We start from the raw sequence: 11390 nt of genomic DNA on the forward strand, positions 1-11390 counted from the left end.
CGCAGCAATCGCGACGGCAAACCCGCCGACCGGTCAATCTCCGTGCCGAACAGCGGCCTCCGCCACCGGGTGAAGTTCGGCATAACGCTCGGCGAACTCGTGCCCTGGCACCGGCCACTGCTCCCCTTCGGAGCCGCGCACCACCCAGTCACCTTCTGCGGCAGTCGTCGGGCCTTCCAGGGTGTTGATCGTCTCGCCCGGTTGGGCCGGACGGGCCTGCACATATCCCTTGCGGCGCCACAGCCCGTCCCCGGCTGCCTCGTAGGTGGCGTGGAAGATGTCGTCGCGCACCGACCAGGACTTGCCGTCCGAGCGAACTTCCCAATCGCCGGCGTCGGCTTGCATGGTGTGACCGGAGTCTGACTTCCACGTCCACGGTGCGTCGCGTTGCGCGGCGGCCACCGTGCCGACCCGAGTGAAGGTTCGCCACAGCGGGCGTGACCGATAGCCCAGTTGGCGCAGACTCCACAACGTGGCCGCCAGACTGCGTACCGCGGCGTTGAGTAGGTCTTGATTGCCCTCGACCACCGACCAGTCGACCAATTTGTCGTGGACCTTGCGCGCGTCATCGCGGGGTTTGCCGTATTTCCAGCCGTTGCGACGGTAGTAACGGCACCAGTCCTCGTGCTCCGCCCGCGCCATGGCCAGCGCCGCGTCGTGGTCAAAGCCCATCAGCGCGAGCTGTTCGAATGGCGGAGCGTCGGCCATGTCCTGCCCGGACAACTGCGCGGGCGGGCTGCCCCAGGTGTTCCAGGTATGCCCGGCGATCTGTTCGACCATCCACAGCGCGTTGCGCACCTGGCGCCGGTTGGATCCGCGGTAGAACTCGTCGAGTTGGGCCCATGGCACCGAGGCGGGTCCCTTGGGCCAACTGGGATCGATGGTTGCGACATACCGCTCGTGAATGAGTCGCGCCGCTCTTTCCCAGGCGTCTTGCACCTGGCCTTCGCGGCTGTCCAGCACCAGCGAGTAGGACTGCAGCAGCCCGACCACCTGGATCGAGTCGTCGGCGATGCTCGTGTTGAGATCCGAAGTGAAGACCGGCATGTCGGGGAAACGGGCGGCAAGCCTGGTGCCGGTGGTCGAGGTGTGGGTGTCCACCAGGATCACCGCGCTGGTGCTCGGGTCGGTTTCGCCGACCAGACGCAGCATGGTGGGTATCGTCGGTGTCTCCGACACGCCGTCGATCTCCGGCCCGGCCGAGACGAATCCTGCTTGCTGCCGGTAGAACTCGTGATCTTCGAGGTATTCCTCGGCGTCTTTCTCGACCAGAGTCAGTGCCGGCAGTGGCACCGCGTCGGGCGGTGTGTAGAAGTCGCGTTCCAATGCCCGCCGGGTCAGGTCCGCACACAGGGCCAGCGTCAATTGCGAAGTGCCGCAGACGAATACCCGTTTGGTTCGACCGGTTGCAATGATGCCGTCGAGGAGCCGGCTGGCGGTCACCTCATACTTGCCCACCACATCGGCGGCCCAGCGGGTGTCAGACCCGCCGAACTGTTGGGCACGCCACGCTTCGGCCAGCCACGGGTCGTCGATCCGCACGATTAGCGGAAGCCGCCGCTTGTCGGCGACCTCGGCGAGCCGACGACTGATCAGGTCCAGCCACGACAGGTTGATCGCCGGGTCAGGCGCCATCAGATAGAGCCGGCTGAGGTGGCGCCACAGCCGCAGCGAGACCAGCGTGGCCGGCGTATTGAAGTCCACCAGCACCACCCGCGCACCGAGGCGACGGACCCGTTGCACGCGTTCGTCCCCGGCGCTGGTGATGACGACCAGCGTGCTGCGCCGGTCCAGCGTCCGAGCTACCGCACTGACCAGCGACTCGGTGTCGGCGTCGACCCCCACGATGGCCGTGACCGAATCAGCGAAGTTGGCGCGCAATCGGTCGACCTGAGACCGGAATACGCCGAACACCACACCGCCGAACCCGGTGAAAATCGCTGAGACAGCGGCCATTCGGGCCAATTCCAGGCCAACCGGGGTCGGGCTCGGGCAGACGCGGCCGCCCAGCGAGTAGTCGCCGCTGCTGCCCTTGATCAACTGCGCGGTCAGCATCAGCGGGGTGAAGACCGCCGGATGGTTTTCGTCGTGGCAGTTCCAATAGGCGCTGAGGCCCAGAATGGCGCTCATCGTGATGAGCAGAGCGATCACGGTGAACGAAACGCCCACCAGGCGATGGCTGCTTTTGGACCGGAACGTCGTCACCGAAACCGCGACCAACACGCCAACGACGATCGCGGTCGTGGCCATCGATCCAGGCCGGCCGAACCAGGTCAGCCCCTCCGGCAGCAGATCGAGGATGGGGGGATGGAAGGCCACCGCGGCCAGATAGCCGATCAGCACAACGGCCAGGATCGACAGGGCCCAACGCACCGGCGGCGGGGGCGTCCACTTCCGACGCATCCGGCCGACCTCCCTTCCGCTGTTAGGAAGCGAACAGTACCGGTTGCGTCGCGGCGGCGGGGCTCAGCCGACGAAGCGCGACAGTCGCGCCGACAGGTGCGGGACCAGGCCGCCGTCGGCGTCCACCCGCTCTTCGACGTAGGCGAGATCACCGCCCTCGACAATGCCGTAGAGCCGCTTGGCACCCCCGACCAGCACACCGGACCGGCTGCGGGCCAGCGCATCGGTCACCAGCTCCCACGACGACTGGTTGCGCGGCCGTCCGTAGAACAGTTCGACGTAACCGGCCGAGTGCGCCAACAGCAGCTCGATCGCCTGGGATTCGCTCGGATCGTCGGGATCGGTGACGAACCGCCAGAAGCCGGTCTCCCGCAGCCCCGGCTGGTCATATTCGCCCGCGTCGTCGAGCCGCCAGGATCGGGCTTCCCAGTTCAGGTAGTCACCGCCGTCGTGGGAGACGACGATCTGCTGGCCGAAGCGGTAGTCGCCATCGGCTCCGCGGCCTTCGCCTTCGCCACGCCACACGCCCACCAGCGGCAGCAGCGCCAACAGTGCGTCGTTCAGGTTCGCACCTTCGCGCAGGTTCGCGGTATCGGCCGGAACCGGCAAGTCGTCGAACGCCGGAATGTTGCGGCTTGCAGTCAGTTTCGAACGTTCCGCCGCCTGGGACAGTCCGTCGCCGGAGCCGTCGTCGCCCTCGGTGGCGGTCACGACTCGTCGGTGATCAGCCGATACAGCGCATACAGCGCAAACCAAGAGATGACCACGGTCGCCAGGACCAGCATGATCTCGAAGAACAGCACCACGACGATGAGTCTATTCCCCCGAGCGACCGCAAGCCCGGCGGAGCCGGGCGCAGGGGGTCGCGACCATTGGGTTGGAGCGACCGCAAGCGCGCGGAGCGACCGCAAGCGCGGCGGAGCGACCGCAAGCGCGGCGGAGCCGGGCGCAGCGGGTCGCGACCATTGGGGTGGAAGCGACCGCAAGCGCGGCGGAGCCGGGCGCAGCGGGTCGCGACCATTGGAGCGGCAGCCGGGCGCAGCGGGTCGCGACCATTGAGCCGGAGCCGGGGATCCTTTCGTCACAAGGACAGTTCGAGGACGCCGCGGTAGGTTCCCACCGCGCATCGGCCATCCACGGTGATGTCCAGCGACAAAATCTCCTCGTCGATGTTGATCGCACCGATTGACGTGCCGTCGATTTCCCAGGTGCGGATGGCGCGATCGCGTCCGGCGGTGACGACCATTGGTCGACCCTCGGCGACCGTCGTGGTGAGACAGGTCAGCAGCGGGTGGGCGTGTTTGACCGTCCACGCGGGACGCCGCTTACTTGAAACCCAGTAGTCCAACGTGCTGGGATCCCATCCTGAGGTGTCCCAGCAGTCCAGCGTCCCGTCAAGGTTGCCGCCGAGAAGGACACCAGCCCCGAAGGTAACCGCAGCTACCGCGCTGTCGGTGGTCGATGGCAGTTCGATGGACCCGGGTAGGTCGCTCAGCGACCACAGGGATACGCGCTTGGCTTGCCCGCCGGCCGCGACGACCGTCGATTCCCGGATGTCCGTCGATGCCACACAGGTGAGGGCCTTGTCCTGGAAGGTCTGCAATTGCAAGTCGCGTAGGCCGCCCTGTCTTTTGACCTGCAGTGCCGCTCCGGTCCGGGCGTCCAGCAGGACGCACCCCCACCACTTGCCGGATGCGCCGGGGCCGGAAACGTGCGTCGGGACGATGATTACCGGGCCACCGTCGAATTGCGCGGTGGCCAGCGCCCACGTGGTGAAGGGGGTTAGCTGTCGCGACCACATGTCGTTGCCTGTCGTGGGATCGGTCGCGGCGACTAGCCCGCCGGCGCTGACCTGCACCACGACCATTCGGCCTGACGGGAGGATTACGGTGCCCAAATCCATTACGGCGCTGTCTTGGATTGCTCGTCGGTTCAGGAGTTGTCCGGACTCGGCATGAAACGTTGTCACGTCACCGCTTTCCGATCCCGCGTAGAGCGCACCTGGACCGTGGCAGACGGCTCCGAATACCGTTGCGCGTCCGGGTAGTTGCGCACCGTCGGCATCCGAAGGCGTTGTCACGATTCGGGATGTGCGCCACAGTCGCAGCGTGCGGTCACAACCGGCGAGGAACTCTTCACCGTTGATCAGGAACGGCCCGCACCACCATTGCGGGTCCATCTCGACCGCTGGGTCGACGACAATGCGTTCTCCCGATTCATGCGCGAACTGAATCGGCAGCAGATCGTAGTTGCGGCAAAGGATTCCAGCGCCGTCGCGCAGCGAGATGTAACCACGAGCGGTTGCTATGTCGGCTATTTCATCTTCGACGGTGATGGCGGCGGCATCGGTGTGCTGCAGAGTCAAAACGTCGGTGCGGCCGGTGTAGTGGGCCAGGATCCGGACAATCTCACCACTGATCACGGCGTCAACGCCGACGATGAAACGGTTGTTGTCGTCACGTCGGTGGGAGGCAAGCGCCTTCAGCGACGGCAGTTCCCATGCCGCCACAGTCGGCAGATCATCCCGGTGACCGGACAGCGGCAACGCGTCCCCGCAGCTGATGAGGATGGGCCCGCGGTCTAGCGTGAGGATCTGCATGCGGCGAATGTTGTTGTGCGCGTTGACCTTCTCGCAGAGCTGGACTAAACCCGGAACCGACCACACCCTGATGGTGCCGTGGTCGTCGCCGGTGATGAGCCAGGGCTGGTCGTCAGCGCCGGCAATGGCCTGTACGCAACCCTGATGCGCCGGCCACCCCGTAACCGGGTGGAGGTCGGGCAGGGCATAAAAGTCCACCTGCCCGGTGTGGCGGCCCACCGCTACGGCCGGTCGACCGTCCCACGAACACATCCCCGCACAGCTGACGGCCTCGTCGAAAACCTTGACCGCCTGGCACCCCGGCGGATGAAGTGTCCAGTACTCGACGCGATGGACCCCCACGACGACCACCGCGGGCTCATCGACGCTGGGTACGGCGAGGACCCAGCGCGCGGGTTCGCCGGGTTCGCCAACGCTGCGGCCCGCATCCCGGCCTTGCGCCCAAAATCCCCATTTCGGGCACCACCGGCGACGCTGAGCAGTGTGTGACTGGCGTAGTAGCTGCGCCAGGGGTTCGGCCCCGACCTGTAGGGCAGCGATGTGCAGCGCTTCGGGTTCGTTCGGTTGGCGGATCGCGGCTCGCTCGTAGGCCCTGGCCGCCAACTTGGCCTCGTCGGATTTTGCCGAAGAGGCGACGTCGAGCAGCGAGATGACATTGGCGACCTGAAGGAACCCGGGATCGGTTAGCAGGTCATCGAGCACGCCACCTCGCGCGGCATGGGTGGGGAGATGGTCGGTGAGGTAGGGGTGCACCGACGTCCAGTCGCGGCCGGCTCCGAATGTGTACGGCACCGCGGCCAGCAGCGTTTTGGCGATCGTGCGGTGGTCCGCACGCGTATCGCGCTGCTCAAGCAGGTAATCGGCCAGAGACCGGTGATAGAGCCGGTAAACGGACCGCCCGCCGTTGTCGCCTTCAACGACGTAGGAGCCGGCCGCGCGTCTCATCCAGATCATTTCTTCGATTGTCACGGGCTCGCCGGGGGTCAGGCGCTGAGCAAGTTGCGGCCAAATGTCCTCCCACGGAAGGCCCGATGCTTGTGCATAGGCCAGGGGAAGCAGCAGCCGGCGAGCCAGTGCGGCGTCTGGGCCGAGTCGAACCTCCAGGTCACGCTGCATCGCATCGGCCGCGCGCCTGGGCAATGTTGCCCGCCACGTTTCGTCATTGGGATCGGCCACGTACGTGCGGGTCGACTCGGTGGTCGCGATGATCCGCGCGATGAGAAACGACGTGCCGGCGGCATCGGCGATTGCCGCCGCGACACCTTGGACCTGACTGGCCGGCGCCGTGCGGTACACCCCAGACGGTTTGTAGCTGGAGTCCATCGCGTCGTCGCTGCGCAGAATTCGAAAGACGTGGCTGCGAATGCTGTCCGGATCGGCGTACCGCTCGTCATCGAGGTCAACTTCGGCACGTGCTTCGGGTGTGATGGCGGGCCGCAGGATGTCGCTGAGGACGGCAGGGCGCGTCCCGAGTAGAAACCGCATACTGCCGCCCGTACCGGCAATCAGCGGCAGCAGCACGCGCTGCACCAAGTCTGGCGGGTCGGCAGCCTCGTCGAGCGAGTCGATCAGGACGGTGACCGCCTCGCCCACGCGAATGGCAGCGAGAAGATCCGACAGTGCTGTCGACCGGGATCCAAAGCGCTGACAGAACTGGTCGAGAACCTTGCCGGTGGTCAACGTGGCGACGTCGATCACGTACGAAATAAGCTGTCGGCCAACGGGAATCTTCGCGGGCAGGCCGCCTTGCGGGACACTGGCGGCGCACAGCGGATCGTCGAGCAGTGCGATCACGGCCAGCAGCGCAGACTTGCCGGAGCCTGCGTTTCCGGTGACGACCAGACACTGGGGTTGGCTGCCGTCGGGGAGCCAGCCGGAAATGGCTTCCAGAGCCGCGTGGCGGCCGGTGAACCAGCGGGCAGCGGGACTGAAGCGGACCACGGCATCGCCGCGACGTTCGGCTGTAAGCAGTCGGTCTTGGTCTAGCAGATCGGAGTCGACCAGTGCTGCGCGGAACCGCGGGTTGGGCAGGAAGTCGGGCAACCGGCCCGGTGACGCCAACAGATGCCACCGGGGGGACTGGCTGAGCTTTCGGAGCGGATCGGCTTTGATCGCTTCCATCACCGTCGGCAGATCCAGCCATGGCACCGCCGAACCGGCCAAGGCCTCCGATTCCATTGCGCGCTGCAGACATTGGGTGAATAGGCCCGGGTGCGCCCGCTCGGTGGGCCGCGCCGACTCGATGACGACCACACCGGTGTCATCGCGGTACTTCGGGCCGTCGAGTCGCCGGATTGCGTCCGCGACGGCGCTTTCGCCGCCCTCACCGGCGTAGCAGGTATCCAGGATCAGCAGTAGTCGGCGTATTTCGGTACCGGCCAGAAGAAGCTCGACAATGTCGGACAACTTGACGGTGCGAATGTGCAGGTCGCTGGTATCGCTGTCGTTGGTCAGCAGCACATGTACGTGGTCATCAACACGGATGTAACCGTGTCCGGTCAGGTAGACGACGACGTAATCCTGCTTCGTCCGTTCCCGGGCAAACTTGCGCAGGCCGTGCAGCAATGTCTGGGCGGCAGGGCTTCGTCCCGCCGCAGTGATCCGGACATGGTGGTATGCCTCGGGATTCTCGTCCGTCGCACCGCAAAACAGGGCGGCCATCCGTGCGACGTCCTCGGCGAGCTCCGGCCGGTTTATGTCCGGATGCTGGGTGATTTTCGACAGGGCACACGTCAGCAGGAACCGCATGGCGCCCTTGGCAATTCGCCCTGCCAGGCACCCATCGTTACAGACCCGCGGCGATGGCCGCGCCGGTTTCCCGGGCGGTCAAGTAGGGCTTGATGCCGTGCTCTTCTTCGCCGTTGTGAACGACCCAGTTGGCGACTTTAGATCCGAACAGTGGCCGAAGGTCCGGCTGCAGGGCCACGACATCTTGGGAGTCGGAGATGTTGGTCCATGCTGTGACACCGGCCGGCCATTGTCCTCGGGGTTGAGCTGAATCCTTTTTCTTCCCTTTGGGTTTGGCGTTCGGCTTGGGGTCGAGGCTGTCGAAGATGAGGTTGGGTATTCCCAGCGGCGAGCCCAGCGTGACCAAAGTGGTGACCGGCAACTCCGGGTGGTTGCACAGCACTTCATAGGCGACCACCGAGCCCAGCGAATGACCCACCAACACTTTGGTGTCGGCGCCGATGGCCTCGAACACTCGCTGACGGACTTCCTGGCGGATCTTGTCGTTATGCAGGTAGTCACGCACCTGGCGCAGATTGCCGCACATCGCCTTGCACGTCACGCCGGCGAAGAACCGTGAATTCGACAACGCCAGCAGCGCTGCCTGTACCACTTTCGGCGTGCCTAGGGTTCGGGCGTCGGGGCTGTCAACATAGGGGTCGCGTGCGGCCGCGGCATACCACCACTGGAGCAGCAGGTCTTGCTCGAAGTCGTCGAGCTCTTCTGGATCTATCGGGGGGTCGTCGCCCAACATGCGTCCGGGCGGGCGGAAAACGACGCCGTAGAACGCGACCGTGACGTCGGCCTCCGACAACGCTCCGCCGGCCTCCCCGACGCCGCCCGCCATGGCCGGCGCCCACACTTTGGTCAGCGTCTCCGAGGCATCCCACTGGTGTCCGATCCCGTGCACACCGACAACCCGCGCCACAAGCCGCTCCCTTCAGGCACCGTCCCCAGCCGTCACGGTGATGTCGCGCCGCGACGTCGCAATGGTTCAAATGGCCTCCATGCGGAACACAAATATACGCCCGGCGCAGCGGTTTGGGCCGCGATGCGTGCAGTGGCCGGCGATGGTCGTGCCGTCGCTCAAGCCGATGCGATGATCACGTCCCCCAGACCAGGTTCACGACCCGTCTGCTGTCAGAACAGCCGTCGGGTAGCGACCGCAATTCAAGTCGCGAACGGACGTGCCGGTCAGGCGATCTTTATGTCCACGTCGTGGACGCCCGCGCCCGACGGTTCCACGACGGCGTCGCCATTGCCGATCTTCGACAACGCGCGCAGCGTCCAGAAGCCCGGCGCGGCAAAGAACCGGAAGTCCCCGGTGGCCGACGCGACGACCTCGGCGGTGAACTCGTCTGAGGAGTCCAGCAGGCGCACGAATGCGCCGCCCACCGCTTGACCGTCCCGGTCAACGACGCGACCGGTGATGACCGTCTCCTTCTCCAGGTCCACGCTGGCCGGCAACGTCAGTCCTTGCTTAGGTGCAGAGCACATTTCAGCTTCCCAACTCGATCGGGGCGCCCACCAGGGAGCCGTATTCGGTCCAACTGCCGTCGTAGTTCTTGACGTTCTTGTGTCCGAGCAATTCCTGCAAAACGAACCAGGTGTGGGACGAACGTTCCCCGATTCGACAGTAGGCAATCGTTTCCTTCGTGCCGTCCAAGCCGGCGTCGGCGTAGAGCTTGGCCAACTCCTCGTCCGACTTGAAGGTGCCGTCCTCGTTGGCGGCCTTGCTCCACGGCACGTTGATCGCGCTGGGAACGTGGCCGGGACGCTGGCTTTGCTCCTGAGGCAGGTGGGCGGGCGCCAAGATCTTTCCGGAGAACTCGTCGGGCGACCGCACGTCGACCAGGTTCTTGGTGCCGATGGCCGCGATGACCTCGTCCCGGAAGGCGCGGATGGTGTTGTCCGGCACGGCCGCGGAGTAGGAGGTGGCGGGCCGAGTGACCGGATCGGCGGAAAGCGGACGGCCGTCGAGTTCCCACTTCTTGCGGCCACCGTCAAGCAGCTTGACCTTGTCGTGGCCGTACAGCTTGAAGTACCAGTACGCGTAGGCCGCGAACCAGTTGTTGTTGCCGCCGTAGAGGATCACGGTGTCGTCATTGGCGATGCCGCGATCGGACAGCAGCTTGGAGAACTGCTCGGCGTCGACGAAGTCGCGCTTGACCGGGTCCTGCAGGTCGTCTCGCCAGTCAAGCCGGACTGCGCCGGCGATGTGGCCGCCGTCGTATGCGCTGGTGTCCTCGTCGACTTCGACGAAAACGACGTCTGCGGCATCCAGATTGCTCTCAGCCCAGTCGGCAGAGACCAGGACGTCAGAGCGTGCCATGGTGGGGATCCTTTCGATTATTTCTGGTGAAAAGCGTGGTCGGAGGGCTGCACTACCTGGCACGTCCGAGGGCGCCCACGCACCCGGGTGGTGGTGATGGTCGACACGGATGTACTCCTAGGTACGCCTCTTGCGCAAAGGAAGACATGCCACGGTAGGCCCGGGAATGCTCCGAGTGCTGCGCAAATCGGCGCGGCTACTCAGCAGCTACAGCAACAACAACAGCCCGCGACGCGGCGCAGCTGTACTGCGCGGCGGTTGGTGAGCAGAAGCTCGATGCGGCCTGACACGTCGGTCAGCTTACCCAATGACGTAGTGATGAAGCCAACAGTGGCCAAAACGCCATCCAACGCCCCGCCGTCACGACTGTTTGAAGTCTTGCAGCTTCACGGTGACGTCGCGGGTGATGCCCTCGATGATGACGTCGGAACCGCGCGCTCCGACGGTGTTCGGTGCGACTCCGAAGGGCAGCTTCTGGTTCGCCAACCTGCTGCTGAACGCCTTGAGCACAGCATCCCGTTTGTCGTCGGGGACGGTCTGATCGGCGGTATCCGGGCCGGTAAGCACGCCGGTGGGGGTTATCACCAGGGTCGCCGGGTCGTCCGGCGCAATGGAGAGGTCGACCGAGATGCTGACCCGGTGATCGAAATCGGCCGTTTTCGGCGTGCCGCTGAACACCAGTCCGTGGCTGCCGGATATTCCCGATTCTGTGGTGCCGCCGGTGGCGTCGTTGGATTCCTGCGGCGGCGCCTCCACCATCAGGTCGACGATGCCCAGGTAGCGCCCCAGGTGCACCGAATCGATGATGATGCGGCTTTCCAGTTCGCCGACGGGCAGCCTGGCGTCGGGTCTGATCAACCAGGAGGCTTCGGACAAACCGACCGAGTGCATGGTGGCTTCGAGCGTGGCTTTTCCGACCGTTGCGTGGTCGACGGCGCCGGCCTTGATCTCCAGCTCGTTGTAGTGGTGGCGCATGGCCTGCGGGATGAACGGAAAGGCCAGGATGGCCACGAACGGGTCAGACCCGAGGTTTGCCGCCTTGCGGACGTTGCTCGACAGCCGATATTCGGCGTAGATGCTGACGCCGTAGTCGACGGCGATGCCACCGAGCGCGACGACGCCAACCGTTATCGCCGCGGCGGTTGCACCGAGCAGGACTTTGCGCACCGGGACATTGTGACATCGCCGCTCGAGCTTGTTGGGTTGGTCACAGTCGCGGGGTCGACCGCCGCGTGTTCCGGCCGGAAAGGGCTCGTCGCCAGGCCGAATAGGCCCTGGGGCGTTATCGTTAGATGATCTTGCCGCTAACGTCATATGTCGCGAAAAGTC

At 65.3% G+C, this 11390-nt stretch carries 7 protein-coding genes; all 7 read right to left on the minus strand.

From position 1 onward, the window contains the following. Nucleotides 1-33: 33 nt before the first annotated feature. The 7 genes from A5634_RS16655 to lmeA all read right to left on the minus strand — a co-directional run bounded on the left by A5634_RS16655 (nt 34) and on the right by lmeA (nt 11228). Complete coding sequence (locus A5634_RS16655; protein WP_065145136.1) at nt 34-2403, minus strand: RyR domain-containing protein; 2370 nt, start codon at nt 2401-2403, stop codon at nt 34-36. Nucleotides 2404-2466: 63 nt separating this feature from the next. Then, the gene (locus A5634_RS16660) at nt 2467-3114 is read right to left on the minus strand and encodes an FABP family protein (protein WP_065145137.1); all 648 of its coding nucleotides are present in this window, start codon (nt 3112-3114) and stop codon (nt 2467-2469) included. A gap of 370 nt (nt 3115-3484) precedes the next feature. Then, nucleotides 3485-7750 (minus strand): caspase family protein, encoded by a 4266-nt coding sequence (locus A5634_RS16665; RefSeq protein ID WP_065145138.1) that lies wholly within the window; start codon nt 7748-7750, stop codon nt 3485-3487. Nucleotides 7751-7787: 37 nt separating this feature from the next. Then, nucleotides 7788-8657, minus strand: coding sequence for a hypothetical protein (locus A5634_RS16670; protein ID WP_065145139.1), 870 nt, complete (start codon nt 8655-8657; stop codon nt 7788-7790). Between the two features lie 266 nt (nt 8658-8923). Then, nucleotides 8924-9226 carry a DUF1416 domain-containing protein gene (locus A5634_RS16675; RefSeq protein WP_065145140.1) on the minus strand — a complete coding sequence of 101 codons (303 nt, stop codon included), beginning with the start codon at nt 9224-9226 and terminating at the stop codon, nt 8924-8926. 1 nt (nt 9227) lies between these two features. Next, complete coding sequence (locus A5634_RS16680; RefSeq protein ID WP_065145141.1) at nt 9228-10061, minus strand: sulfurtransferase; 834 nt, start codon at nt 10059-10061, stop codon at nt 9228-9230. Between the two features lie 360 nt (nt 10062-10421). Further along, nucleotides 10422-11228, minus strand: a complete 807-nt coding sequence (gene lmeA, locus A5634_RS16685) for a mannan chain length control protein LmeA (protein WP_065145142.1) — start codon at nt 11226-11228, stop codon at nt 10422-10424. Between the last annotated feature and the right edge of the window lie 162 nt (nt 11229-11390).

The organism is Mycobacterium asiaticum (assembly GCF_001673365.1).
GTDB classification, from domain to species: Bacteria; Actinomycetota; Actinomycetes; order Mycobacteriales; family Mycobacteriaceae; genus Mycobacterium; species Mycobacterium asiaticum_A.